Below are 23,599 nucleotides of genomic sequence, written 5' to 3' on the forward strand. Positions count from 1 at the left end.
GCCTGGGCGTACAGTGGCGAGGTTGGTCTCGAACGCCTGGCAAGGAGCGCAGAACGTGAGCGCGAACGTGCGTTTTGTTCACATGGGCATAGGTGAGCGCACCGTGCCGTATCAGGAGGCGTGGGAGGAGCAGCAGCGGCTGCACGCGCTGCGGGTCGCGGACGAGATCCCCGACACCGTCCTGCTGCTGGAACACCAGTCCGTGTACACCATGGGCAAGCGCACCAACCCCGCCGACCTGCCGCTCGACGGCACCCCGGTGGTCGAGGTCAACCGGGGCGGCGAGATCACCTGGCACGGCCCCGGCCAGCTGGTCGGCTACCCGATCGTCAAGCTGCCCGACCCGATCGACGTCATCGCCTACGTCCGCCGGCTGGAGGAGGCGCTGATCCGCGCCGCCGCCGAGTTCGGCATCGGGACCGCCCGGGTCGAGGGCCGCAGCGGGGTCTGGGTGCTGGGCGAGTCCATCCCGGACGCCGTGGTCGACCCGTCCGAAGTAGTGGACATCGGCAAGCTGACCCTGCGGATGGGCCTGCCGCTGGGCATCGACCCGCGGCTGGCCGGCCCCGAGTACGCGCCCTCCAACGCCGGGCAGCGCGGCGACGACCGCAAGCTCGCCGCGATCGGCGTGCGGGTCGCCCGCGGTGTGACCATGCACGGCTTCGCGCTCAACTGCGACCCGGACATGACCTGGTTCGACAAGATCGTGCCGTGCGGCATCCGGGACGCGGGGGTGGCCTCGCTCTCCGGCGAGCTGGAGCGCGGGCTCTCCGTCGCCGAGGCGGCGCCGGTGGTCGAGCGGCACCTGACGGAGCTCTTCGCCGAGCTGCCCGAACCGGCGCTCAGCCACTGACCCCGTCGCTGACCCCCGTCGGCACCCGGTCGCTGACCCTGCCGGCGCCCGGTCGCCGACCCGGCCCGGCGCACAGCCGCCGAAAACCCCCGAGCACGAAATCCCCCGAGCACTGGGAATCTACTCACCAGTAGCCGTGTTGCCCTGCGATTGCAGGGCGGCAGGCCCGACGAAGGCCGTACAACCACAGGCGTACCCTGGGGGTACCCCGTCTAGTTCTAGGAGTCGCACGTGTCCGCTGTCGCACCCGACGGCAGGAAGCTTCTCCGCCTGGAGGTCCGCAACAGCGAGACCCCCATCGAGCGGAAGCCCGAGTGGATCAAGACCCGCGCGAAGATGGGCCCGGAGTACAACGCCCTCCACTCGCTGGTGAAGAAGGAGGGGCTGCACACGGTCTGCCAGGAGGCCGGCTGCCCCAACATCTTCGAGTGCTGGGAGGACCGCGAGGCGACCTTCCTCATCGGCGGTGACCAGTGCACCCGCCGCTGCGACTTCTGCCAGATCGACACCGGCAAGCCCGCCGAGTTCGACCGTGACGAGCCGCGCCGGGTCGCCGAGTCCATCGTCACCATGGACCTCAACTACGCCACCATCACCGGCGTCGCCCGCGACGACCTGGAGGACGGCGGCGCCTGGCTGTACGCCGAGACCGTGCGCCAGGTGCACGCGATGACCGCCGACCGCGAGAGCGGCCGCACCGGCGTGGAACTGCTCATCCCCGACTTCAACGCGGTGCCCGAGCAGCTGGCCGAGGTCTTCTCCTCCCGCCCCGAGGTGCTCGCGCACAACGTCGAGACGGTGCCGCGGATCTTCAAGCGGATCCGCCCGGCGTTCCGCTACGAGCGCTCGCTGGACGTCATCACCCAGGCCCGCGCGGCCGGACTGGTGACCAAGTCCAACCTGATCCTGGGCATGGGCGAGACCCGCGAGGAGGTCAGCCAGGCGCTCGCCGACCTGGTCGGCGCCGGCTGCGAGCTCATCACCATCACCCAGTACCTGCGCCCCTCGCTGCGCCACCACCCGGTGGAGCGCTGGGTGAAGCCGCACGAGTTCGTCGAGCTCCAGGAGGAGGCCGAGGAGCTGGGCTTCGCCGGCGTCATGTCGGGCCCGCTGGTGCGCTCGTCGTACCGGGCCGGCCGGCTGTACCGGCAGGCGCTGGAGCGGCGCGAGCAGGCCGCGGTCTGACGGTCGCGATCGGGTTCGAGCCGCTGATCGGGTTCGAGCCATTTGAGCCATTCGAGGGGCGGAGCTGCGGCTCCGCCCCTCGACGTTTCACCACACTTTGACTGCCTGGTCACGGGCTGGTAACACGGGGTGGGGATGATGGACGTCCAGCGAGCGTTCGATTCTTCTCAGCCACGAGAGGAGCTGTTCGGCATGGGGATGCGGATCCGGTCGGTAGGAGTGGCGCTGCGGTTCGCCGAGAGCGTCCTGCTGGCGCCCGGCCAGCGGCACGCGCGGCGCAACGCCTGGGCGGCGGTGTGCGAGAACCGCCGGCACGCGGCGGACCGTCGGCACGACGCGATGGCGGTGGAGAGCGCGGGGACGGCGGCAGCCCGGTCCGTACCGGGGTGAGATTCCGGCGTCGCTGTGTGCGACGGCGTACGGGCACACGGGTCACGGTTCGGGCGAACGGGTACCCGGGCTTGGATATCCCGTACCCCTGCCACGTACCATGAGCGTTATGGCGAGGGAAACATCCGAGAACCCCGGGCGACTGAAGCAGATCCGCCTGGCTTACACCATGACCAAGAAGGTCGACACCAAGATCGGCCTGATCATCGCCGGCGTCGGCCTGCTGACCTTCGGCGTGTTCCTCGCCATCGGCTTCGCAATCGACCACCCGATCTATCTGGGCATCCTGGGCTTCATCGTGGCCGTGCTGGCCATGGCGATCGTCTTCGGGCGCCGGGCCGAACGCGCCGCGTTCGGGCAGATGGAGGGGCAGCCGGGCGCCGTCGCGGCGGTGCTGAACAACATCCGGCGCGGCTGGAGCTCCAACACCACCCCGGTCGCGGTCACCCGTAACCAGGACGCGGTCTACCGCGCGGTGGGCCGGGCCGGCATCGCGCTGATCGGCGAGGGCAACCCGAACCGGGTGCGCCAGCTGCTGGCCTCCGAGAAGAAGAAGATGGCCCGTGTGGTCGGCGATGTGCCGGTACACGACATCGTGGTGGGCGACGGCGAGGGTGAGGTCCCGCTGAAGAAGCTGCAGATCCACCTCATGCGCCTGCCCCGCGCCATCACCGCCTCCCAGGTCACCGAGACCAACGACCGCCTGCGCGCGCTGGGCGACCTGCTCTCCAAGGCGCCGATCCCCAAGGGCCCGATGCCCAAGGGCGCCCGGATGCCCAAGGGCGGCCAGGCCCGCTGACCCTCCCCCGTCCACACCAGAACGGCCCCGCCGCGGAAGCTCCGCGGCGGGGCCGTTTCGACGTTGTGCGCCGTGCGTTGTGCGCCGTCCGGTGGGTGCCGGATCCGGTGGGTGCCGTGCGGTGCGCGCCATGCGGTGGGTGCCGGATCCGGGCCTCGCCTAGATCCGGACCTCGACGGTACCGACCGCCTTGTCGTGCAGACCCCGGGTGTCGCGGTCCCAGACCAGCGGGGGCACCACCAGGCAGAGCAGCAGGGTGCGCAGCAGGACCTGCGGGATGGTCGCGCGGCCGCCGTCCAGGCGGATCACCCGGAGGCCGAAGAGCCGCTTGCCGACCGTCGTACCGGTCGTGGCGAGCAGCAGGGCCGCGACGAGGAAGTACAGCGGGCTGGTCCACAGGTTGGCCTCGGCCTGGTCGCCGCGGGCGATCAGGCCGTAGGAGATCAGGGCGACCAGCCAGCCGTCCACGAGCAGGGCGCCGATCCGGCGGCCGGGGCCGGCGAGGGAGCCGGAGCCCTCCTCGGGCAGTCCGAGGCGCTCGCCGCGGTGGCCGAAGTCGGCGCCCATCTTCTCGGCGGCCGCCTTAGGGCCGTCGATCCACGATCCCAACGCTTCTCTGGTGTCCACGAATCCACACTAACCGGGCTGACGGCGCGCACCGTCACCGGCACCCCTCCGGGCGGGGCGCCGTCCCCGACCGGGTGAATCCCGCCTGCGGCGCGTTCCCCGCGGCCTTCCCAGTGGTCCAGACCACTTGCGAGAAGCCGCCCAGGTGGGCGGGGCGTTTTGCCCGTTCCCGTACGTCTTTGCCGCCCGCCCGGGGGACGCGGTTAACATCGAGGAAACGAGCGGGTCACCGGACGGAAACGCCCCATTCCTAGGGTGAGCCCAATTCGCACGCTGAGGAGGATGGATGTTCAACAACGCCGCCGAAGTGAAGCAGTACATCCAGGACAACGATGTGAAGTTCGTCGATGTCCGTTTCTGCGACCTGCCTGGCGTCTTGCAGCACTTCTCCGTACCTGCGGCGACCTTCGATCCGTCCGAGATCCTGATGTTCGACGGCTCGTCGATCCGCGGCTTCCAGGCCATCCACGAGTCCGACATGGCACTCGTGCCGGACCTCGCCACGGCCCGGCTCGACCCCTTCCGGGCCGAGAAGCACCTCAACATCAACTTCTTCATCCAGGACCCGGTCACCGGCGAGGCCTACAGCCGCGACCCGCGCAACGTCGCCAAGAAGGCCGAGGCCTACCTCGCCTCCTCCGGCATCGCCGACACCGCGTTCTTCGGGCCCGAGGCCGAGTTCTACGTCTTCGACTCGGTCCGCTTCGACACCAGCGCCAACGCGTCCTTCTACCACATCGACTCGGAGGCCGGCGCCTGGAACAGCGGCGCCGCCGAGGGCGACGCGCGCGGCTACAAGGTCAAGTACAAGGGCGGCTACTTCCCCGTCCCGCCGGTCGACCACTTCGCCGACCTGCGCGCCGAGATGTCGCTGGAACTCGCCAAGGCCGGGCTCGAGGTCGAGCGCCAGCACCACGAGGTCGGCACGGCCGGCCAGGCGGAGATCAACTACAAGTTCAACACCCTGCTGCACGCCGCCGACGACCTGATGCTGTTCAAGTACATCATCAAGAACGTCGCCTGGCGGAACGGCAAGACCGCCACCTTCATGCCGAAGCCGATCTTCGGCGACAACGGCTCGGGCATGCACGTCCACCAGTCGCTGTGGACCGAGGGCTCGCCGCTCTTCTACGACGAGCAGGGCTACGCCGGACTCTCCGACACCGCGCGCTACTACATCGGCGGCCTGCTCCGGCACGCCCCCTCGCTGCTGGCGTTCACCAACCCCTCGGTGAACTCCTACCACCGCCTGGTGCCGGGCTTCGAGGCCCCGGTCAACCTGGTCTACTCGCAGCGCAACCGCTCGGCCGCGATCCGCATCCCGATCACCGGCTCCAACGCCAAGGCCAAGCGCATCGAGTTCCGCGCACCGGACCCGTCCTCCAACCCGTACCTGGCCTTCTCCGCCATGCTGATGGCCGGCCTCGACGGCATCCGCAACAAGATCGAGCCGCTGGAGCCGGTCGACAAGGACCTCTACGAGCTGGCCCCCGAGGAGCACGCCAACGTCCCGCAGGTGCCCTCCTCGCTCCCGGCCGTCCTCGAGGCCCTGGAGGCCGACCACGAGTACCTGCTCGCAGGCAACGTCTTCACGCCGGACCTGATCGAGACCTGGATCGACTTCAAGCGCACCAACGAGATCGCCCCGATCGCCCTGCGGCCGCACCCGCACGAGTTCGAGCTCTACTACGACCTGTAAGCCCTCCGACCTGCGGAAACGCAGTTCGATCTCTCGTCGTTTCCGCAGGCCAGGGACTCTCCTGACCTGCGGAAACGCCCTTCAGGGGCCGTCCGACGGCTCGCGATGTGAAATGGCAGCGAACGAGGTCGACGGCGCCACGTGTCCGCGTGGGTCAGCCGAGGCGGGTCCGGCTACTTCTCGACCGCGTAGCGCAGTTGGGCGAACCCGCCGGCACTGGTGGCTGACTCCAGGCGCAGGGGGACGTCCTCGGCCAGCTCGCCGAACAGTTGGAGCCCGGAACCGATGAGCACGGGGGCAACGCTGATGATGAACGCGTCGACACGGCCGGCGCGGACGAAGCTCTGCACCAGGCGGCCGCCGTCGGGGTAGACGTGCCTGATGCCGCGCTCGTCGAGGTCGGCGATCAGGGCGCCGAGGTCGCGGTGGACGGTGATCCGCGGGTCGGCGTCCTCGGGGAGGGTCGTGCTGAGCACGACGACGTGGCGGTCGCCGTAGTGCCAGGCGTCCTCGCCGAAGCCGAGGACCTTCTCGTAGGTGTTGCGGCCCATGACGACCGCGTCGACGGTGTCGAGGAAGTCGGTGTAGCCGAGGTCGCCGGCCTTCCGGCCGCGTTCGTCGAGCCAGTCGATGTCGCCGTCCGGGCGGGCGATGTACCCGTCGAGGCTGGTGCCGACGAAGACGGTGGCGCTGAAGGTCATGGAGTCCTCCCGAGAAGATGGTCGAGGTCGTCGTGGAGCAGGGCCGCGGGCTCCCCCTCGCCGGTGAGGGCCCAGCGCAGCAGCGACCCGTCGGTGGTGATCTTCACGGCGCGCGCCAGGCGCGGCACGTCCGTGCCCGGGGCGAGTTCGCCGCGCTTGACGGCCTCGGCAAGCAGTTCCCGCAGCGCCTCGTCCACCGCATGGGTGTGCGCGGCGGCCAAGGTGCGGAAGTCGGGGTCGGTGAGGTCGAGTTGGAGCATCCCGAGGTGGTTGGACATCTCCTGCGGCGTGGCCATGTACCCGGCGAACTCGGTCGCCGCCGCATGCAGGGCCTTGAGCGGCGAGTCGTGTACCGCCCGGGCCCGCCGGTAGGGCTCGGCGGCGTTCTTCGCGGCGTCGGCCGCGAACGCCAGCAGTAGCGACCGCTTGGACCCGAAGCGTTGCGACAGTGTCGCAGGCGACACGCCTGCCTCCGCCCCGACATGGGCCAGGGTCATCCTCCCCGGCCCGTGCGCGCCGATGGCGCGCGCGGTGGCCGCGAGGATCTCCGCGTCGCTGGTGGTGCGTGGTCGTGGCATGTGCTTCCTCCTTCGCGTCCACCGTAACACGTTTATAAATGATTCTTCAGTTATAAACGCGCCCCCAGGTCGGGTGCCCACGGGAGCACTGGCGAGGGGGGTCGTCCGCCGACACTCGACCTTGTAAGCGGACCGCCGGTCCGTATGCTGGCACCTCGACGGCTGCCTGCGCGACGGAGAGATCGCGGCCCTGGTCAGCAGCGTCTACGTGGGCGACTGCCTCGCCTACGCGCACGGCAGCCCGCTCGGCTCCGCCCAGACGCCCGACGAGCCGGAAGCCGTCGAGCTGCTGCGCCGCACCCTGGCCGTTCTCGGGCAGCGCAACGGCTGCTTCCACTTCGAGGCCATCCGCGAGCCGGACGGCCGGCTCCTCTTCCTGGAGACCGCCAGCCGGATCGGCGGGGCCGGGGTCGCGGAGACCTTCGAACTGCGCACCGGCATCGACCTCTACCAGGCCGACCTGCGCTACCAACTCTGGGGCGACACCGGGCAGATCGAGCCGCGCCCGGCGCAGGACCACTACGGCTGGTTCGTCTTCCCCGGCCACCACCGGACCGAGCAGGCGGCCATCGACTTCGATCCGGACCGGTTCGGGAAGCGGCTGCACTCCTTCGTCCGCAACACCCGCCCTGCCGCGCACGCGGGCCGGATCAGTTACGCCACCGCGGCGACGCCGCTGTCCGGATTCGTGCAGGGCAGTGCGGCCGAGGTGCGACACACCCTCGGCGAGATCCTCACCCAGCAGGCAGTCATGGAGCAGCGATGAGCAGCCCGTGCTTCGTGGTGACGGGATACAACAACACCCGGATCTACGACGTCGCCAAACTGCGCGACCTCTGCCACGGTACCTACCGGGCGAAGATCGTGCTGATCACGGAGCAGGCGAAGCCGCAGGACCACGCCGCCGCCGACGTGGTCCTGGTCGCCCCGCTCGGAGCGGTCGAGTCGGCCGACGCCGCCCGGCCGATCGCCGAGGAACTGCGCCGGCTCGGCCTGCGGCCGATCGGCATCCTGCCCTTCTCGGACCGCGGCGTCCCGCTCGGCGCGTGGCTGGCCCGGCACTTCGCGCTGCCCGGCGCCGAACCGCAGGAGGCCGCGGCCGGCCTGGACAAGCGGCACTACCGCGGGCTCGAAGCCGCCGCCACCACGACGCACCCGGACGGGTTCCAGCCGCTGCTGAGCCTGCCGGCCCACTCCCTCGGCGAGTTCGAGGCAGCGGTCGCCCGGCTCGGCGGCACGGCGTTCGTCAAGCCGGCGAACGAGGGCAACAGCCGTGGCTGCCAGGTGGTTTCGGGCCTCACCCGGTGCCCGGAGATCTGGGCGGCGCTGGCGCCGTACCACGACTCCGGCGTGCTGGTCGAGACGCTGGTGCGCGACGCCCAGGAGTACAGCTGGGACTTCGTCGGCGGCACCCGGTGGCTCACCGAGAAGCACACCACCCAGGACCGCTTCCGCGCGGAGATCCAGCAGATCGTGCCGGCCCCGCTGGAGCCGGACCAGGCCGCCGCCCTGGACCGGGCCGGCGAGCACGTCCGGCAGCTGGTCTCGCCGGGCAACGGCGCGTTCCATAACGAGCTGTTCCTGCGCGAGGAGGGCGTCTCGGCGGTGGAGACCAACATGCGCCCGGCCGGCATGCACATCTGGGACCTCGCCAGGCTGTCCTTCGAGGACTTCGACCCCTGGCGGGAATGGCTGCACTGGGCGGTGACCGGCGAGTTCCGGCCCGGCCGTCCGGAGCCGCGCGCGTTCAGCGGGATCCGCATGCTGCGGGCCCCCGGCGACGGCGCCCTGGCCTCGCTGCCCGACGTCCGCAAGCTCGCCGACTCGCTCGACATCCCGCTCCACCGGGCGGCGTTCTCCGCGTCGCCCGCGGACCGGGTGAGCGCCGGCATCACCGACAACGCGGGCTTCGTCGGCCACATCGTCCTGGTCGCGGACCACGCCAAGACCCTGGTGGACCGGCTCGACGGGCTCGCCGCCGCGATCGAGGCGCGGATCACGCTCCAGGAGCGGTGACCGACCTCCGAGGGCGGTGACCGACCATCATCCGGTGACGCACCGTCAGGGCGCACCGCAACCGTCCCGAGGAGGCGGAATGTACACCTGGCGCATCGGGGTCTTCCTGGGCTCGCGCGTCTTCTCCACGCTGGGCGACCAGTTGCTGCAGTTCGCGGTGCCGCTCATCGTCTACGACGCCACCGGCAGTGTGACGATGTCCGGACTGGCGTTCCTGATCGAATGGCTGCCCAGGCTGACCTCGCTCCCCCTCGCCGGACTGCTGGCCGACCGGGTCGGCGGCCGCCGGCTCTACACCACCGCCGACATCCTGCGGGCCACGGCCTGCCTGCTCACCGTGCTGGCTCTGGGCCAGTGGCCCGGGGAGACCTTCAAGCTCACCGCCGCACTGATGGCGCTGTGCGCCTTCTGCTACGCCCAGGCGTTCATCGCCCTGGAGTCGACCGTGCCGCAGCTGGTGCCGAAGGAGGACCTGGCCAAGGCCCAGAGCCTGCTCCAGATGATCAACAGCGGCTCCGGCGTGCTCGGGCCGGCGGCGGGCGGGGCCCTGCTCATCTGGATCCGTCCGGCCGACCTGCTCTGGGCGGCCGCGGCGGTCTTCGCCGTCAGCGCCTGCGGGGTCCTCGCACTGCGCGGGCTCGGTGCGCATGCCGCAGGCACGAGCTCGGCCACGGCTGCCGCCGAGCGGCGCAGTGTGCTGCACGACCTGCGGGTCGGCGTGCGCAGCCTGCGGGCCGAGCCGGTCCTGCTCTCCCTGGTCGGCCTGACGATGACGGTCAACCTGATGGTCGGCATCGCCACGGCGACCGGCGCGGCCCTGACCGTCGGACACTTCGGGCAGAGCGACAGCGTCTTCGCCTCACTCCAGATGACGGTCGGATCGCTCTCGCTGGCCACTTTCTTCCTGATGCCGTGGCTGCTGCGCAGGGTCTCGGTCTACCGGATCGGCATCGTGTCGTTCGTGGGGATCGCCGTCGGCGGCACGCTGATCACCGTGGCCCCGCTCTTCCCGCTCTACGTGCTCGGCTACGGCCTGTGCATCGGGCTGTGCGGGCTCTTCAACGTCTTCATCCGGATCGAACGCCTGCACTGGATCAAGGAACCCGAACGCGGCCGGGTGATCAGCCTGATCGTGCTGCTCAACCAGAGCACCATGCCGCTCTCCGGGCTGCTGGTCGCGGTGGTCGGCGGGTGGCTGCCGGTGCAGACGCTCTTCCTCGCGGTCGCGGCGCTGGCCGTCGTCGCGTACCTGCTGCTGTTCCGTCCCCTGCAGGGGCAGGCCGTCACCGCTCGCCCGGCCGAAGCCACCGCCGCGGCCTGAAGTCCTCCCGACCCGAACCAGCAACCGAGGAAGACCGATGAGTAGCCAGGATTTCCACCCGCTCACCGTCCAGGACATCAGCCGGCCGGTCGAGGACGCGGTCACCGTCACCTTCGCCGTCCCCGACGCCGTCCGGGACGAATTCCGGTACCAGCCGGGCCAGTACGTCATGGTCCGACGCATCGACGCGGACGGCGAGGAGACCTGCCGCTCCTACTCGATCTGCCAGGCCCCGCCGGCCGACGACGGCGCCCCGGCCTCGCTGCGGATCGCGGTCAAGCTGCTCGGCCCCGGCGGCTTCGCCGAGTTCGCCCACGCCCGGCTGCGCCCGGGCGACACCGTCGACGTCCTGCCGCCGACCGGCCGGTTCCGCCTGCGCCCCGGCCGCCGTCACCTCGCGGTCGCCGCGGGCTCCGGCATCACCCCGGTGCTCGCGATGGCCGAGGCGGCGCTGCGGCGCGGCGACGAGTTCGCGCTGATCCTCGGCAACCGCACGTCGGCGAGCGTGCTGTTCGCCGACGAGCTGGCCGAGCTCCGGCACCGCTTCGCCGAGCGGTTCACGGTGCTGCACGTCCTCTCCCGCGAGCAGGGGCCCGACCCGCTGCGCACCGGACGGATCGACCCCGAGCGGCTGCCGGAACTCATCGCGGCGGCGGGCTGCGCCACCACCGACCCGGAGCTGCAGTACTACCTGTGCGGACCGGCGGGCCTGGTCGCCACGGTCGGTTCGTTCCTCGCGGACGCCGGGATCGAACGGCGCCGCATCCACTGCGAACGCTTCGTGGTGGCGGCCCTCGCGGGGCTGTGACGCGCTGACCCCGGCCCGCACCGCCCCCGGTGCGGGCCGGGGTCATTCCGGCGTGAGGGCGAGGACGGCGAGGTCGTCGGCGAGCAGGCCGGCGTACCGGTGGACGTCCTCGGCCAGGAAGGAGACCAGCCGGTCGGGCACGGTGGTACCGAGGGCGGCGAGGCGCGGGGCCAGCGGGTAGAAGGCGCCCGCGGCGTCGCGGGCCTCGCTGACGCCGTCGGTGTAGAGCAGCACGGTGTGGCCGGGAGGCAGGGCGACGGTGGTCGGCTTGCCGCGCTCCTCGGCGGGTCCGAGGTGGCCCAGGCCCAGGGGGAGCTCGTCCGCGCAGGGCACCGGGGATATCGTGCCGCCGGTCAGCAGCAGCGGGGTGGTGTGGCCGCGGTTGACGATCTCCACGCAGTCGGAGCCCGGCCGGTACTGCAGCAGGACGGCCGTGGCGAACAGCTCGTCGTCGCCGCGGTCGGCGGCGTCGCGCAGCACCGCGCGGTCCAGTTGGTCGGCGAGCTCGACCAGCCCCGGGGTGTCGTACGCGGCCGCCCGGAACGCGCCGAGGACATCGGCGACCGTACGGACCGCGCCGAGGCCCTTGCCTCGGACGTCACCGAGAAGCACCCGCACGCCGAAACGGGTGTCGCACACCTCGTACAGGTCCCCGCCGACCAGTACCTCGGCCTGGGCCGAGCGGTAGAGGCCGGCCACCCGCAGTCCGCCGGCCCGCTCGGGCACCGGCCGCAGCACGATGCGCTGCAGGGTCTCGGCGACCGTACGGGCCTGCAGCAGATTGCGGTTCTGCCGGGTGCGCTGCCACGACAGGACGGTGCCCATCACGCCGGAGAGCAGGGTGGCGATGTAGACCCAGACGTGGTGCTGCTCGTTGATGTGGCCCGCGCGCAGGGCCAGGACCAGCTGGAGCGCCAGGGAGCCGCCGGTGGCGGCGGCGGTCAGCACCGGGCCGTAGCTGAACGCGGCCACCACGGGCAGCGCGGTCAGCAGGAAGCCGGCGGCGACCGCGTCCGGGACGACGGCCTCGGCGGTCAGGTCCAGCACCAGCAGGACGACCGGGAGCCACGGGACCCAGCGCGGCACCCGGGACTCCGGCGCGGCGGGGCGCGACGGGCGGGGCGCTGTGGGCACGGCGGGACCTCCTGGCTGGCGGCCGCTCCGGGAGGATAAGTCCGGAATAGACGCTTTCGTCCCTCTATGCTCTCCCACGGACGGCCCAGCCACGAACGGCCGGACGTCCCGTCCTGCGGAGCCGGGCCCGACGTCGCTCCCGAGCGTCGGCGCACGGTCACCCGGACCGGTGCCGGCGGCTCGGTAGGCTGGCCGGTATGGAGATCTGGATCAACCCGCGCTGCGGCAAGTGCCGGGCGGCGCTCGGCGAGCTGAACGACGCCGGGGTCGAGTACACCGTGCGGCGCTACCTGGAGGAGCCGCCGACCGCGGCCGAGCTGGAGCAGGTGCTGGGGCGCCTGGGCCTGGAGCCGTGGGACATCACCCGCACCGACGAGCAGGCCGCGAAGGACCTGGGGATGAAGGACTGGCCCCGGGAGGCGGGCGAGCGGGCCCGCTGGATCGCGGCGATGGCCGAGCACCCGATCCTGATCCAGCGCCCGATCATCACCGCGGACGACGGGCACGCCGTCGTGGCCCGCACCCCCGAGGCCCTCAGGTCCGTGCTGCCGTAGGGCCCGGACCGAGCCCGGGACCCGACCGGTCAGTGGAGCTGGATCCGCTCCACCGGCCGGCCCGGGTGCCAGTTGTGGACCAGCAGGTGCTCACCCTCGACGGCGGTGTGCACCACCTGCTCGAGCTCCAGCCGGAAGGCGTGGAACGGGGTGGGCGGCGGCTCGGGCAGATCGGCGGCGAACGCGGCGAGTTCGGCCTCGTCGGTGATCTCGACGGCCCGGCCGGAGACCTTGGAGTCCCCGCCGGCCATGGTCTCGTCCCCCGGGTGCGCGTGCAGGGCGAAGCGGGCGTCGCGCTGGAGGTCGCGCGCCTTGACCGCGCCGTACATCGACCCGAGCCACAGGTCGTCGCCGACGAACTCGACCTCCGTCCCGCTGACCCGGGGCGAACCGTCCTTGCGCAGCGTTGCCAGGACGTGGTGTTTGTTGGCCTCGAACCGGGCCCGCACCAGGGGCGCCAGATCGGGAGCCTGCTGCTCGAAATCCTGCCAGGTAGCCATGGCGCCAGTCTGGCACCCGGCGCTGACGACCACCGTTCGTCGCAGCGGGGCCGCGCAGCACCGGGCCGGGCCGTCGTCACACACAGTTGTCACGCGTCGCTGTCACACGTCGTTGTCACAGGCCGGTGCCACACTGGCGGGGTGACCACCACGACCACGTACATCGCCTTCCTGCGGGCTATCAACGTCGGCGGCCGGACGGTGAAGATGGAGCGGCTGCGGGCGCTCTTCGCCGAGCTGGGTCTGGAGAACGTCCGCTCGTACATCCAGAGCGGCAACGTCTTCTTCACCACCGGCGGGTCCGACGGCGGGTCCGCCACCGCGTCCGACCGTGCCGCGCTGACCCGGCGGATCGAGGAGCACCTGGAGCGGTCGCTCGGCTACCCGGTGCCGGTGATGCTGCGGACGGTGGACGAGGTCGCCGAACTGCTCGCCGCCGAGCCGTTCCGGGGCGTCGAGGTGACACCGGACGTCCGGCTGGTCATCGCCTTCCTCTCCGAGCCGCTGCCCGCCGAGCTCGCCGCACCGCACCGCACGCCCAAGGGCGACGTCGAGGTTCTCGGCGCCGACCCGGGGGCCGCGTACCTCGTGATCCACCTGCGGGACGGCAAGTGGGTCACCAAGGACATGTTCGGCAAGGTCTACGGGGGTTCGGTCACCTCCCGGTTCCTGCACACCACCGAGAAGATCCTGGCCGCCGCCCGCAAGGCCTGACGGACCGTACGGCCTGCGGGAACGGCGCGGAACCGCGCGGCCGGACAGGGCGTCTGGACTGCCGTGACGTACGAACCACGCGCCCGCGCACGGCGTGATCTGGACAGCCCGAGCCGGCCGAGCCGACAATTCGGCCATGACGCCTCCTGAGCTCCCCACCGGCCGGGTCCGGCCCTCCGACGCCGAACGGGACCAGGCGCTCGGGGTACTGAAGGACGGCGCGGGCAGCGGACGGCTCTCGCACGAGACCTTCCTCGGCCGGATGGACATCGTCCTGCAGGCCACCAGCCGCGGCGAGTTGGACGCGGCGGTGGCCGGGCTGCCGACCGGCGGGCCGGTCGAGCGCTTCGTGCTGCGCACGGTCGGCCGGGTCTCCTCCTTCGGCGACCGGCTGAACCGGGCCTGGCGCACCGAGCGGTTGCCCGGGCTGAGCCTGCCGCAGACCGGGGCCGGGCTGCTGACAATCGGCCGGCTCCCCGGCTCGGGACTGCGGCTGCACGACGCCTCGGTCTCCCGGAACCACGCCGAACTCCGGCACGAGGACGGCGGCTGGGTGCTGTACGACCTCGGCTCGACCAACGGCACGCACGTCAACGGGCGCCGGATCGCGGGCGGCGTCCGGGTCCGGCCGGGCGACCAGGTGCGGTTCGGCAACCTGGAGTTCCGGCTCGCCGCTTCCTGACCGCGCGCCGCCGGCCGTTAGGCCGGTGGCCGGAAGCCACCAGCCGCCGGCCGCCCGTACGGTCTCAGTGCGGGAACTGCCGGGGCGGCCGCTGTCGGGGCAGCTCGTCCTGGAACTCCGCGATGACGGTGGCGATCTGGCGGGTCACCACGGTGCGCTCCAGCCGGTCCAGGTAGCGGTGCTCGGCGGCCAGCGCCTCCACCGTGACGCCGAAGTACATCGCCATCAGCGGATTGACGAACAGGTCGCTGCCCTTGGTCCGCTCGGTGAACCGGACGTCGCCGAACTCGCCGCGCAGGGCCGCCGCCACCGAGCCGTTGACGATGCTGGGGTGCTCGGGGAAGGCGGCCCGGGCGTGCTCGACGGCGTCCAGGTAGAGCGCCCCCTCCCGGCTGTCGCGCGGGATGGAGAAGGCGCCGAGGTAGCCGCCGGCCCGGTCCAGCGCGGCGAGGTTCTCCAGCACCAGCGTGTGGTTGACGCCGTGGAAGGCGTCGATGCCGAAGCCCAGGCAGGCGACCAGCCGCTCGGGCACCTCGGTGAGGCCGGCCACCGCCGCCAGGCTGGCCATGTCCTCCTCGGGGGTGCCGAGTCCGACCTCGTCGCCGCGCATCAGGATGTCGGTGCCGCCGTCCACCAGCAGGACGGCGTCGATGCCCAGCCGGGTGACGAGCGCCCGGTAGCCGTCGCGCAGCGGCTGCACGCCCGCCGACGGGAAGGCCCAGACGGTGTCGGGCATCCTGTGCAGGTGCAGCCAGCGGGCCAGCGTGCGCTCCGGGAAGTAGCCCTCGGGGGCGGGGGTGTCCGGCCGGATCATGGCCACGTCGGGCTCCGCCCAGACGTCGAGCGGCAGGCCGTAGAGGTGGGTGAAGGAGAGGTTGGCGAGGTGGACCTCCTTGCCCGCGGCGCGCAGGGCGAGGGCGATCGGCAGCCCGGCGTACACGTCGAATCCGCCGCCGGCTCCGGCGATCAGGATGCGTTCGGCGGCCAGCAGCCGGGTGATCAGCGGGGGTTGCAGCAGAGAGGTCACCGGCGGGACGGTAGCACCGGGGGCCCAGGCGGCCCGGGCGGCCCAGGGGAACCGGGGAAAGCCGAAGGGAACGGGGAAGGCCGAAGGGAACGGGGAAGGTCGGAAGAACCGAGGAGAGTGGAGGGGGCAAGGTGAGCGCCGGGGAAGGGTCAGTCGCGCTCGACGTGCACCTCGGCGAAGTGGTCGCCCTTGTCCGCCTTGCGGATGGTGACCCGGACGTTGCCGACGGCGGTCTCGGAGTCCTTGTCGACGGTCTTCCTGGTGTCGCCGATCGTCACCTCGGCCGAGCTGTCGGTGATGTGGCCGATCGTCATCTTCATCGGGTTGTCGCCGCCGAAGACCTTGACGGTCTTGGAGGCGTCGGCGCCGTCGGTCTTGATGCCGACGGTGCACTTGTGGTCGTCCAGGCAGAGCGCCACGCCGCCCTCACAGGCGGCCAGTCCGGCGCCGAGTGTCAGGACGGCACCCGTGGCGAGGATCGCCGAGCCGATGCGGAAGCGGGTCCGGAGGCTGGTGCGGTGGGCCTTGGGAGTGCTGCTCGCTGTGGTCATATCTCGACGGTAGTGGCCCGGACACAGCCGGCCATCGGCCGTCGGCGGGAGGCCTGCCCTGGTGCGGCCCGGATCGGCCGGGCGGCCGAACCCCGAGAGTGCTGGGTCGAATCCCTAGGGGGCGCCGGGAGTTGACCGATGGACCGATGGCCGACACTCCTCAGCATATGCCACAGGCTCATGCCACGCGCGTAGATCGACGGCCCGCGAAAACGCCCGACGGTCAGTCGACCATGATCCCCAGGTCGCCCTCCGACTCGCCGACCGGCCCCCACAGCGGCGCGGTGCAGCGCTGGTAGGTCGCCTGCCAGTGCGGCCAGTTGCGGGCCACGTCGTCGTCGCACTCGGCCAGCAGCCGCTCCACCGCGGCCGGCTCGACGCCGTCCAGCAGCCAGGCCAGCGCGTCCGCCGCTCCCGGTCCGTCCGCCGCACGCAGCAGGTCCAGCAGCTCCCCGAGGCCGCCGAGCCGTGAGCCGTCGGCGACCACCCGGTCCATCCGGGGCAGCAACTGGCGCTCCTCGATCCGCAGATGGGTCTCCAGGCGGGCCGCCAGGTCCTCCATCGCGTACGCCACCGGCCAGGCGCTGCCGGTGTCCCGGCTGGCGATCCGGACCAGCGTGGTGACCCGGGTGAACGAGTGGTCCAGGTTGTGGTGGTCGGCCTCCAGCCAGTTGAGCAGGAGCCGCAGCTCGGGCGCGAAGCGGCGCACGATCGGCCAGATCCTGGTGTCCTGCTGCTCGTGGTGGCAGGTCAGCATCGCGGTCATGAAGGTCCAGTGCCGCAGCAGCGCCTCGCCCTTGTCCTCCTCGTCGGGCTGGAGCAGCCGCAGCGCGTTGGGCAGCCGGGCGAGGTCCCGGCGCAGTGCGGCGTGCACCAGCCGCAGCCCGGCGAACCGCACGGTGGTCAGGTCGTCGTCCGCGCTCCGCCCGTGCGCGTCCGCGCCCAGGGGGTCGGCGCCGGACTGCCCCTGCGCGGGCACGGCGGGGGCGGGCTGAGGCAGCAGGTGGATGGGCATGGCACTCTCTTCACGGCTTGGGGCAGGACGGGTGGTGGCGGCCGGTGAGGACCACCCCAGCCAAGGTGCCCGCAGTCGATCAGAAGCGAATCAATGTCCGATTGACGCGCAGGTCAGGGCGTTTATGGGAGCGGACGCAACGCTTCGCGGCGCCTGCCCCGTGTACCCGGGTGAGGGTGCGCACCACACGCGCCGGGGAGTCCAGGGGAACAGCGAGGCCGCATGTCACCGGAGCAGGAGCAGTCGTTCGACGAGTTCGTCGCGGGTCGGTACGCCACGCTGCGCCGCACCGGCTACCTGCTCTGCGGCGACTGGCACCTCGCCGAGGACCTTGCGCAGACCACGCTGGTGAAGCTGTACTCGCGCTGGACCCGGCTGCGCGACCCGGATGCGGCGGCCGGCTACGCCCGGACCACACTGGTCCGCACCTACATCGACGCCCGGCGCCTGCGCCGCTCGCACGAGGTGCCCGCACCGGACCTGCCGGAACCACCGGCGACCGGTCCGCGGGCCGCGGCCCCGGCGGACCCGGAGCGCCGACTGGCCCTGCTGGCGGCGCTCGCGCAGGTCACCCCGGCCTACCGGGCGGCGCTGGTCCTGCGGTTCTGGGAGGACCAGTCGGTCGAGGCGACGGCGGCGGCCCTGCGGCAGAGCACCGGCACGGTGAAGTCCAACACCAGCCGGGGGCTGGCCCAGCTACGGGTGATCCTCGGCGACTCGCTGCGGGAGATCGCGGCGAGCTGATCCGGTCCGGACCAGCGAGCCGGGCGAGCCCCGGCCGGACGCGCGGGCCGGGGCGCCGAAAACCGGACACAGGGGCGGAACGGGCCGCCCGGGACGAGCGAGAGACGAGAGGAAAGCGGTCTTGAACGGGGACGATCCGGCGTTCGACGCCGACGACATGGGCGCACTGTTCCGCACGGTCCTGGACCAGCCGGAGCCGGCCACTCCCGCGGCACTGCTGCCGGAGGTCCGCCGATCGGGCGCACGGCTGCGCCGCCGGCGCCATCTGCTGGCGACGGTCGCGACCGCGGCCGCCGTGGGTCTGCTGGCCACGGCGGGCTGGGCGGTGCGCGGGCGGACCCCGGTGGAAGGGTCCGGCCGGGAGTTCGTCCCGGCGGCGAGCGCGCCCGGCCTGACGTCCGCCATGCCGAGCCCGTCCGTCCCGCCGTCCCCGGCGGTCACCGGGACGGGCGGCACGGCAACGGGCGGCACGGCACCAGGCAGCACGACCCCGGGCAGGCCGACCACCGGCGGCCCGGCCGCGGACGGCAGCCTGAGCCTGCTCGCCCTGCTGCGCGCCCACCCGCCCGAGGACATCGTGCAGGTCTTCCGGGGCGCCACGGCGAACGACTACCTGCTGACCAGGACCGACGGCGGCACGGTCACGGTGAGCCGACGCCTGGACGGTCCCGCCGGACCGTCGGGCGGCACCGACTCGCCGTGCGGGCCGCGCTCGAACGCCTGGGGCCCGATGAATCCGGAGGGCGAGGACTGCGTGGGCATGAAGCTGCCGGACGGCTCGACGGTCTGGGCGCTACACCCGCTGTCGGCCGCCCACCGCGGCCGGGAGGCCCAGCTCCGTATCGTCACCCCGGACGACCTGGCGTACGTCCTGCTGTTCGTCCGGGCCGGCGCCCGACCGCAGCCGGGCGACCCGACCGTGCCGCTGCCGCAGCTGCTGGTGCTGTCCGGGCAGCCGGGGTTCGTGGCGGCGGTCCGGGACGGCTGGGGGGACCCGATCTTCGGACCGACCACACCTCCCGGACCGCCCAAGACCCCAGGACCGTCCACGACCCCCGGACCGCCCAAGGCCCCCGGACCGCCCAAGACCTCCACCCCGTCCCCGTCCTCGGCCCTGTCCCCGACTCACTGACCGCCCGCGGCCGCCGAGGCACGGGGCACCGGGCACGGCAGCCGCGGTGCGCGACGGACCGGCCTCAGTCGGCCGCCGGCCCGGCCAGGTTCTTGGTCAGCCACTCCAGGGTGTCCGGGATCATCTTCTTGAAGTCCGAGGTCAGGTGCTTGCCGCCGGGCTGCTCGAAGTACGTGATGCCCACCGGCGGGGCGGCCTTGGCCACCCAGGACTTGACCACCTTGGTCTCGTACGGGTTGGCCCCGCCCGCCGTGACCAGCATCTTCACGTCGGCCTTGCCCTCGGTGACCAGCACGTCGGGGTTGTTGGCCGCGCGCTCGGCGTCGTGGCCCTTCCACAGCAGCGAGTCCGGGATGAAGTAGCCGTCGATCGGCACCGCGGCCTTGTAGACGTCGGGGTACTGCAGGGCGAGCTTGGCGCTGCAGAAGCCGCCGGTGGAGGCGCCCATCACGCCCCAGCCGTCGCGGCCGCGCACGGTGCGGAAGTTGGCGCGGACGAAGTCCGGGATGTCCTGGGCCATCCAGGTGGCCATCTTGGGCTGGCCCGGGATGTCGGAGCAGTCCAGCGCGTTCTTCTCGTCGCCGTTGAAGTTCTGCACCGGCATGACCATGATGAACGGGTGGGACTTGCCCTCCTTGACCAGCCGCTCGTTCTCCTCCTGGATCGGCAACTGGTTGTCGGTCCAGGTGTTGTAGCCGTTGCTCTGGCCGCCCGCGAAGAGGGTGAGCACCGGGAAGCCGGTCTTGGCGAACTTGGGGTCGTTGTACTCGGGCGGCAGCCAGACCCAGACCTTGCCGGCGACACCGGACTTCGCGCCGGTCACGGTGGTCAGGAAGATCGGGCCGGCGGCGGTGTCCCGGACCTTGCTGAGGTTGGCGTTCGGGCCGGTCGGCATCAGCACCTTGCCGGTGCCGGCCGAGATCGCCGTGCCCGAGCCGGCGCCGGTCGGGGTTCCCTCGGCACTGCCGGTCGAGGCGGGCCCGGCGTCCGGCTTGGCGCTGTCGCCCTTCCCACCACCGGAACTCCCGCAAGCCGCGAGCGAGGCGGCCAGGGCGAGCAGGGCGGCGCCGGACAGGACGGCACGGGAACGGGACGACTGCCTAAGCACGGTGAGGACTCTCCGACCGATGTCGCGCCCGGTCCGTCGACCGGGCGGCGGCCCCCCGGTGGGGCCGGACAGACCCGGGGACACGACGCTGGTACGGCCCCCGGAGTGATGGCGTGCCGTCCCTCGCGGGGGCGCGCCTTCCTGCGATCTTATGACGTGGCCCGGGATGGGCCGGTTGCGCGTCGGCCACCGGAAATCCAATGTTTGTTCGCGATCGGGTAAAACCCTTCACCACTCCCGTCGGGTGGCGGGGGCCGGACGGCGGGGGTCACAGCCGCGCGCTCGTCCGGTCGGCGGATTTTGGGTGTTTTCGACCAGTGACGGCGGCCCGCGGATCCGGAACGATCTCCTCGAGGACCGACCGGGACACCACCACTGCCACTGCCACCGTCACTGCGTGCACCGCCACCGAGGAGAGCGCCATGCCCCAGCAGATCGCCGTCGTCACCGGAGCAGGGAGCGGCGTCGGCCGGGCCGTGGCGGTCGAACTGGCCGCGGCCGGCTGGCTGCCCGTGCTGGCCGGCCGGCGGGCCGAGCCGCTGCACGAGACCGCCCGGCTCTGCGGCGCCCCGGCCGACGTGGTGCCGACCGACGTCACCGACCCGGCCGCCGTGGACGCGCTGTTCGCCGCGGCCGCCGAGCGGCACGGCCGGGTGGACCTGCTGTTCAACAACGCCGGCAGCTTCGGCCCGGCCGTCCCGGTGGAGGAGCTGGAGGTCGAGGCCTGGCGGGCGGTGGTCGACGTCAACCTGACCGGCGCCTTCCTCTGCGCCCGGGCGGCGTTCCGGCAGATGAGGGCCCAGGACCCGCAGGGCGGCCGGATCATCAACAACGGCTCGATCTCGGCGCACGTCCCGCGCCCGCACTCGATCGCCTACACGGCGACCAAGCACGCGGTCACCGGCCTGACCAAGTCGCTGTCCCTGGACGGCCGCCCCTACCGGATCGCCTGCGGGCAGATCGACATCGGCAACGCGGCGACCGACATGACGGCGGCGATGAGCGCGGGCGTCCGGCAGGCGGACGGCCGGATCGCCCCCGAGCCGACCATGGACGTGGCCGACGTCGCACGGACCGTACGGCACATGGCCGCGCTGCCGCTGGAGGCCAATGTGCAGTTCGCCACCGTGATGGCGACCGCCATGCCGTACATCGGGCGCGGCTGAGCACCCGCCTCGCGCCTCGGGCGCGGCCGGCGGAACGCCGTACGTCGGGGCGCGCTCACTCGTCGTGCGAGTGCCGGTAGCGCAGCGCCTCGCCGTCCTCGTCCAGCCGGTAGACGCTGGTGGTCGGCCAGTACTCGCCGCTCTCGGCGGCGGGCAGTTCGGCGCGGAGCACCATCCGCAGAGCGGGCGGCGGGGCGTCGGCGTTGACGCGCTTGCGGTGGCCGTCCCAGCGGCCGCCGCGCAGTTCGAGGTCCAGGACGAGGGGGGTGGTTCTCATTCCGCGATGGTGTCAGCGCCCCTTCGCCCGCCGGGGTTTGAAACCGCGCGGCCACCCGTACGAGGGAACCCCGTCAGAGCATGCTGACGGGGTTCCCGGGGACGGCGAGGAGGCTACGGCCGCCAGGTGTCGTTCAGCGTCACGACCCCGCCGGCGGGCACGGTCGCCGTCCGGTTGGCGCCGGACTCCCAGGTCACCGCGCCGTTGGCGTCCTTGCGGACGTACTTGTACTGGACGGAGGTGCCGGCCGGCAGCGAGAGCGCGAGCGACCAGACCGGGTAGCCGGCGGACGAGAGCGGCAGCGCCTTCGCCGGGTCCCAGCCGCCGAGCGCCGCGGCGTCGCCGACCACGTAGACGTTCTGCCCGTACCCGGTGGTCGCGTTGACGTTGAACGAGGCGCCGGAGACGGTCGTACCCGGCTGGACGTACAGCGCGACCGCGTCGCCCGCGCCGACCGTCGCGGTGAACTGCCCGTTGGCGCCCACCTGGTAGGTCGGGCCGGTGCAGCCGCCGCCCACCTGCGGGTCGCCGTGCTGGACGTCGCAGTAGGTGCCGGCCGGCAGCCCGGTCTGGAAGGTCTGGGTGATCGCGCCGCTCTCGTGGTTGATCGCGACGTAGCCCTTGTTGCCGCGGCCGAAGGCGATCGCGTTGTTGCCGTTGGACCACCAGTCGGTCACCCCGGTGCCCGCCACGGCGTTGCGGAAGCCGACCATGTTGGCGATCTGCCGCCAGGCGTGGGTGCAGTTCCAGCCGTCCTGGTAGCAGGCGTTGACGGTGCCGCCGTTCGGCGGGCCGTCGTCCTTGTTGGTGAAGGAGTAGCCGGAGTAGACGTTGGGGGCGCCGTACGGCGAGGCCAGCAGGAAGACGTTGGCCAGCGTGTAGGTGTTGCCGTAGGTGTAGTTGAGGGTGGAGCCGTTGCGCTCGGTGTCCCAGTTGTCGATGAAGCTGCGCGCCTGGTCGCTCGGCAGGTAGCCCCAGGAGGCGCCCCAGCCGTTGAGGTTGGCGAGCTTGTCGGCGGTGAACATGCGCTTGAGATCGGTGCCGACCCGGAACTCGTCCACGTCGCCGGTGCCGGTGTACTCGGTGGGCTGGATCGGCTCGCCGGCGCCGTAGATGACCTCCTGGGCCCAGTAGGCCTTGGGGTTGGCCGTCTTCGCCTTGATCGCGGCGAGGTCGGCGGCGGCGATGTGCTTGGCGGCGTCGATCCGGTAGCCGTCCACGCCGAGCGAGCCGAGGTCGTCCAGGTAGTGCGCGATGGTGGTCTGGACGTACGCGCTTCCGGTGTCCAGGTCGGCGAGGTTCACCAGCTCGCAGTTCTGGATGTCGGCGCGGTTCTGGTAGTCGGAGATCGGCTGGCGGCAGGAGTGGAAGTCCTGGTCCTGGTAGGTGCCGGGGTAGCTGTACTTGGTGTACGCGGTGCCGCCGGTGCCGGTGCCGGAGCCGGCCGACATGTGGTTGACCACCGCGTCGGCGATCACCTTGACCCCGGCCGCGTGGCAGGTGTCGACCATGTTCTTGAAGGACGTGCGGTCGCCGAGCCGACCGGCGATCCGGTAGCTGACCGGCTGGTAGGAGGTCCACCACTGCGGGCCCTGGATGTGTTCCTGCGGCGGGGAGACCTCGACGAAGCCGTAGCCCTTGGGGCCGAGCGTCGAGGTGCAGGCCTGGGCGACCGAGTCGAAGCGCCACTCGAAGAGGGTGGCGGTGACGTCCTTGCCGTTGTTCGCGGGCGGGGAGGCCTGGGCGGCGGGGGCACCGAGGGTGGTGCCGAACGAGAGCGCGAGCGCCGCCGAGGCGGCGAGCGCGCCGGCCGCGCGGGCGGGCCGGCGGGTGGGGGCGGTGGTGACCACGTCGTCTCCTGGGGGGTGGCTGGGGTGGGGCAGCCGGTGGTGAATCCTGCAGGAAGTTTCTGTAACTTGCCGGAAACTTGCAGCGCTGAACCTAGAGTCACCGGGAGACACCGTCAAGGTCCCTGGAAGATACGTTTCTGCATCACCACGTTCCGCATCACCACGTTC

The 23,599-nt window shown here is 71.9% G+C and carries 26 protein-coding genes; 15 read left to right on the forward strand and 11 right to left on the reverse strand.

Going from position 1 to position 23,599, the window contains the following annotated elements; translation table 11 throughout:
• The first annotated feature begins 82 nt into the window (after positions 1–82).
• The 4 genes from lipB (at position 83) to ACIBEC_RS07815 (ending at position 3,227) form a co-directional block, all read left to right on the forward strand.
• Positions 83–853 carry a lipoyl(octanoyl) transferase LipB gene (gene lipB / locus ACIBEC_RS07800; RefSeq protein WP_396287816.1) on the forward strand — a complete coding sequence of 257 codons (771 nt, stop codon included), beginning with the start codon at positions 83–85 and terminating at the stop codon, positions 851–853.
• A gap of 231 nt (positions 854–1,084) precedes the next feature.
• Complete coding sequence (lipA, locus tag ACIBEC_RS07805; RefSeq protein ID WP_360492549.1) at positions 1,085–2,038, forward strand: lipoyl synthase; 954 nt, start codon at positions 1,085–1,087, stop codon at positions 2,036–2,038.
• A 192-nt stretch (positions 2,039–2,230) separates the two neighbouring features.
• On the forward strand, positions 2,231–2,428 hold the full coding sequence (locus ACIBEC_RS07810) for a hypothetical protein (protein WP_360492552.1): 198 nt from the start codon (positions 2,231–2,233) through the stop codon (positions 2,426–2,428).
• Positions 2,429–2,528: 100 nt separating this feature from the next.
• Positions 2,529–3,227 carry a DUF4191 domain-containing protein gene (locus ACIBEC_RS07815; RefSeq protein WP_396287787.1) on the forward strand — a complete coding sequence of 233 codons (699 nt, stop codon included), beginning with the start codon at positions 2,529–2,531 and terminating at the stop codon, positions 3,225–3,227.
• Between the two features lie 159 nt (positions 3,228–3,386).
• Here ACIBEC_RS07815 and ACIBEC_RS07820 read toward each other — a convergent pair whose 3' ends face one another.
• Complete coding sequence (locus tag ACIBEC_RS07820; RefSeq protein ID WP_360492558.1) at positions 3,387–3,854, reverse strand: RDD family protein; 468 nt, start codon at positions 3,852–3,854, stop codon at positions 3,387–3,389.
• A gap of 286 nt (positions 3,855–4,140) precedes the next feature.
• Between ACIBEC_RS07820 and glnA the strand changes: the two genes are divergently transcribed.
• Entirely contained in the window at positions 4,141–5,553 is a 1,413-nt protein-coding gene (gene glnA, locus ACIBEC_RS07825) for a type I glutamate--ammonia ligase (protein WP_360492561.1), read from the forward strand.
• Between the two features lie 173 nt (positions 5,554–5,726).
• On the opposite strand, the gene ACIBEC_RS07830 is transcribed toward glnA, so the two are convergent.
• Positions 5,727–6,254: a dihydrofolate reductase family protein gene (locus ACIBEC_RS07830; RefSeq protein ID WP_360492564.1), complete on the reverse strand. Its 528-nt coding sequence runs from the start codon at positions 6,252–6,254 to the stop codon at positions 5,727–5,729.
• On the reverse strand, positions 6,251–6,832 hold the full coding sequence (locus ACIBEC_RS07835; RefSeq protein WP_360492567.1) for a TetR/AcrR family transcriptional regulator: 582 nt from the start codon (positions 6,830–6,832) through the stop codon (positions 6,251–6,253). Before ACIBEC_RS07835 ends, ACIBEC_RS07830 begins: the two co-directional genes overlap by 4 nt.
• 208 nt (positions 6,833–7,040) lie before the next feature.
• Here ACIBEC_RS07835 and ACIBEC_RS07840 point away from each other — a divergent pair, with 208 nt between their 5' ends.
• The 4 genes from ACIBEC_RS07840 to ACIBEC_RS07855 all read left to right on the forward strand — a co-directional run bounded on the left by ACIBEC_RS07840 (position 7,041) and on the right by ACIBEC_RS07855 (position 10,977).
• Positions 7,041–7,598, forward strand: a complete 558-nt coding sequence (locus ACIBEC_RS07840; protein WP_360492570.1) for a hypothetical protein — start codon at positions 7,041–7,043, stop codon at positions 7,596–7,598.
• Positions 7,595–8,848, forward strand: coding sequence for a hypothetical protein (locus ACIBEC_RS07845; RefSeq protein ID WP_360492573.1), 1,254 nt, complete (start codon positions 7,595–7,597; stop codon positions 8,846–8,848). Before ACIBEC_RS07840 ends, ACIBEC_RS07845 begins: the two co-directional genes overlap by 4 nt.
• A 79-nt stretch (positions 8,849–8,927) precedes the next feature.
• Positions 8,928–10,169, forward strand: a complete 1,242-nt coding sequence (locus tag ACIBEC_RS07850) for an MFS transporter (RefSeq protein WP_360492576.1) — start codon at positions 8,928–8,930, stop codon at positions 10,167–10,169.
• Between the two features lie 37 nt (positions 10,170–10,206).
• Positions 10,207–10,977 carry an FAD-binding oxidoreductase gene (locus ACIBEC_RS07855; RefSeq protein WP_360492578.1) on the forward strand — a complete coding sequence of 257 codons (771 nt, stop codon included), beginning with the start codon at positions 10,207–10,209 and terminating at the stop codon, positions 10,975–10,977.
• Between the two features lie 42 nt (positions 10,978–11,019).
• Here ACIBEC_RS07855 and ACIBEC_RS07860 read toward each other — a convergent pair whose 3' ends face one another.
• Positions 11,020–12,111 carry a PP2C family protein-serine/threonine phosphatase gene (locus ACIBEC_RS07860; protein ID WP_360492581.1) on the reverse strand — a complete coding sequence of 364 codons (1,092 nt, stop codon included), beginning with the start codon at positions 12,109–12,111 and terminating at the stop codon, positions 11,020–11,022.
• 197 nt (positions 12,112–12,308) lie between these two features.
• Between ACIBEC_RS07860 and ACIBEC_RS07865 the strand changes: the two genes are divergently transcribed.
• A complete protein-coding gene (locus ACIBEC_RS07865; RefSeq protein WP_360492584.1) occupies positions 12,309–12,665 on the forward strand; it encodes an arsenate reductase family protein in 357 nt (118 codons plus the stop codon).
• Between the two features lie 29 nt (positions 12,666–12,694).
• Here the strand turns inward: ACIBEC_RS07865 and ACIBEC_RS07870 are convergent, their stop codons facing one another.
• The gene (locus tag ACIBEC_RS07870; protein WP_360492587.1) at positions 12,695–13,165 is read right to left on the reverse strand and encodes a pyridoxamine 5'-phosphate oxidase family protein; all 471 of its coding nucleotides are present in this window, start codon (positions 13,163–13,165) and stop codon (positions 12,695–12,697) included.
• A 141-nt stretch (positions 13,166–13,306) separates the two neighbouring features.
• On the opposite strand from ACIBEC_RS07870, the gene ACIBEC_RS07875 reads away from it, so the two are divergent.
• Both ACIBEC_RS07875 and ACIBEC_RS07880 read left to right on the forward strand, forming a co-directional pair.
• Positions 13,307–13,879: a DUF1697 domain-containing protein gene (locus tag ACIBEC_RS07875; RefSeq protein WP_360492590.1), complete on the forward strand. Its 573-nt coding sequence runs from the start codon at positions 13,307–13,309 to the stop codon at positions 13,877–13,879.
• Positions 13,880–14,015: 136 nt separating this feature from the next.
• A complete protein-coding gene (locus ACIBEC_RS07880; RefSeq protein ID WP_360492593.1) occupies positions 14,016–14,561 on the forward strand; it encodes a DUF1707 and FHA domain-containing protein in 546 nt (181 codons plus the stop codon).
• Positions 14,562–14,625: 64 nt separating this feature from the next.
• Here the strand turns inward: ACIBEC_RS07880 and ACIBEC_RS07885 are convergent, their stop codons facing one another.
• The 3 genes from ACIBEC_RS07885 to ACIBEC_RS07895 form a co-directional block, all read right to left on the reverse strand.
• The gene (locus ACIBEC_RS07885; RefSeq protein WP_360492596.1) at positions 14,626–15,588 is read right to left on the reverse strand and encodes a DUF1152 domain-containing protein; all 963 of its coding nucleotides are present in this window, start codon (positions 15,586–15,588) and stop codon (positions 14,626–14,628) included.
• Between the two features lie 149 nt (positions 15,589–15,737).
• Positions 15,738–16,139 (reverse strand): hypothetical protein, encoded by a 402-nt coding sequence (locus tag ACIBEC_RS07890; protein WP_360492599.1) that lies wholly within the window; start codon positions 16,137–16,139, stop codon positions 15,738–15,740.
• Positions 16,140–16,362: 223 nt separating this feature from the next.
• Positions 16,363–17,154 (reverse strand): hemerythrin domain-containing protein, encoded by a 792-nt coding sequence (locus ACIBEC_RS07895; RefSeq protein WP_360492602.1) that lies wholly within the window; start codon positions 17,152–17,154, stop codon positions 16,363–16,365.
• Positions 17,155–17,376: 222 nt separating this feature from the next.
• Between ACIBEC_RS07895 and ACIBEC_RS07900 the strand changes: the two genes are divergently transcribed.
• On the forward strand, positions 17,377–17,898 hold the full coding sequence (locus ACIBEC_RS07900) for a SigE family RNA polymerase sigma factor (protein ID WP_360492605.1): 522 nt from the start codon (positions 17,377–17,379) through the stop codon (positions 17,896–17,898).
• Positions 17,899–18,019: 121 nt separating this feature from the next.
• Positions 18,020–19,030: a hypothetical protein gene (locus tag ACIBEC_RS07905; RefSeq protein WP_360492608.1), complete on the forward strand. Its 1,011-nt coding sequence runs from the start codon at positions 18,020–18,022 to the stop codon at positions 19,028–19,030.
• 64 nt (positions 19,031–19,094) lie between these two features.
• Here ACIBEC_RS07905 and ACIBEC_RS07910 read toward each other — a convergent pair whose 3' ends face one another.
• On the reverse strand, positions 19,095–20,138 hold the full coding sequence (locus ACIBEC_RS07910) for an alpha/beta hydrolase-fold protein (protein ID WP_360492610.1): 1,044 nt from the start codon (positions 20,136–20,138) through the stop codon (positions 19,095–19,097).
• 422 nt (positions 20,139–20,560) lie between these two features.
• Here ACIBEC_RS07910 and ACIBEC_RS07915 point away from each other — a divergent pair, with 422 nt between their 5' ends.
• A complete protein-coding gene (locus ACIBEC_RS07915) occupies positions 20,561–21,304 on the forward strand; it encodes an SDR family oxidoreductase (protein WP_360492613.1) in 744 nt (247 codons plus the stop codon).
• 55 nt (positions 21,305–21,359) lie between these two features.
• Here ACIBEC_RS07915 and ACIBEC_RS07920 read toward each other — a convergent pair whose 3' ends face one another.
• Positions 21,360–21,581 (reverse strand): hypothetical protein, encoded by a 222-nt coding sequence (locus ACIBEC_RS07920; RefSeq protein ID WP_360492616.1) that lies wholly within the window; start codon positions 21,579–21,581, stop codon positions 21,360–21,362.
• A gap of 113 nt (positions 21,582–21,694) precedes the next feature.
• Positions 21,695–23,431, reverse strand: coding sequence for a carbohydrate-binding module family 20 domain-containing protein (locus tag ACIBEC_RS07925; RefSeq protein ID WP_360492619.1), 1,737 nt, complete (start codon positions 23,429–23,431; stop codon positions 21,695–21,697).
• Positions 23,432–23,599: the final 168 nt, after the last annotated feature.

The organism is Kitasatospora sp. NPDC051164, from assembly GCF_044455625.1.
GTDB lineage: Bacteria > Actinomycetota > Actinomycetes > Streptomycetales > Streptomycetaceae > Kitasatospora.

Excerpts from the sequence above, each read along its gene's own strand:
- lipB (WP_396287816.1), top strand. The coding sequence starts at position 83 with ATGGGCATAGGTGAGCGCACCGTGCCGTATCAGGAGGCGTGGGAGGAG.
- ACIBEC_RS07810 (WP_360492552.1), top strand. The coding sequence starts at position 2,231 with ATGGGGATGCGGATCCGGTCGGTAGGAGTGGCGCTGCGGTTCGCCGAG.
- ACIBEC_RS07815 (WP_396287787.1), top strand. The coding sequence starts at position 2,529 with ATGAGCGTTATGGCGAGGGAAACATCCGAGAACCCCGGGCGACTGAAG.
- glnA (WP_360492561.1), top strand. The coding sequence starts at position 4,141 with ATGTTCAACAACGCCGCCGAAGTGAAGCAGTACATCCAGGACAACGAT.
- ACIBEC_RS07830 (WP_360492564.1), bottom strand. The coding sequence starts at position 6,254 with ATGACCTTCAGCGCCACCGTCTTCGTCGGCACCAGCCTCGACGGGTAC.
- ACIBEC_RS07835 (WP_360492567.1), bottom strand. The coding sequence starts at position 6,832 with ATGCCACGACCACGCACCACCAGCGACGCGGAGATCCTCGCGGCCACC.
- ACIBEC_RS07845 (WP_360492573.1), top strand. The coding sequence starts at position 7,595 with ATGAGCAGCCCGTGCTTCGTGGTGACGGGATACAACAACACCCGGATC.
- ACIBEC_RS07850 (WP_360492576.1), top strand. The coding sequence starts at position 8,928 with ATGTACACCTGGCGCATCGGGGTCTTCCTGGGCTCGCGCGTCTTCTCC.
- ACIBEC_RS07855 (WP_360492578.1), top strand. The coding sequence starts at position 10,207 with ATGAGTAGCCAGGATTTCCACCCGCTCACCGTCCAGGACATCAGCCGG.
- ACIBEC_RS07865 (WP_360492584.1), top strand. The coding sequence starts at position 12,309 with ATGGAGATCTGGATCAACCCGCGCTGCGGCAAGTGCCGGGCGGCGCTC.
- ACIBEC_RS07870 (WP_360492587.1), bottom strand. The coding sequence starts at position 13,165 with ATGGCTACCTGGCAGGATTTCGAGCAGCAGGCTCCCGATCTGGCGCCC.
- ACIBEC_RS07880 (WP_360492593.1), top strand. The coding sequence starts at position 14,016 with ATGACGCCTCCTGAGCTCCCCACCGGCCGGGTCCGGCCCTCCGACGCC.
- ACIBEC_RS07890 (WP_360492599.1), bottom strand. The coding sequence starts at position 16,139 with ATGACCACAGCGAGCAGCACTCCCAAGGCCCACCGCACCAGCCTCCGG.
- ACIBEC_RS07895 (WP_360492602.1), bottom strand. The coding sequence starts at position 17,154 with ATGCCCATCCACCTGCTGCCTCAGCCCGCCCCCGCCGTGCCCGCGCAG.
- ACIBEC_RS07900 (WP_360492605.1), top strand. The coding sequence starts at position 17,377 with ATGTCACCGGAGCAGGAGCAGTCGTTCGACGAGTTCGTCGCGGGTCGG.
- ACIBEC_RS07915 (WP_360492613.1), top strand. The coding sequence starts at position 20,561 with ATGCCCCAGCAGATCGCCGTCGTCACCGGAGCAGGGAGCGGCGTCGGC.
- ACIBEC_RS07920 (WP_360492616.1), bottom strand. The coding sequence starts at position 21,581 with ATGAGAACCACCCCCCTCGTCCTGGACCTCGAACTGCGCGGCGGCCGC.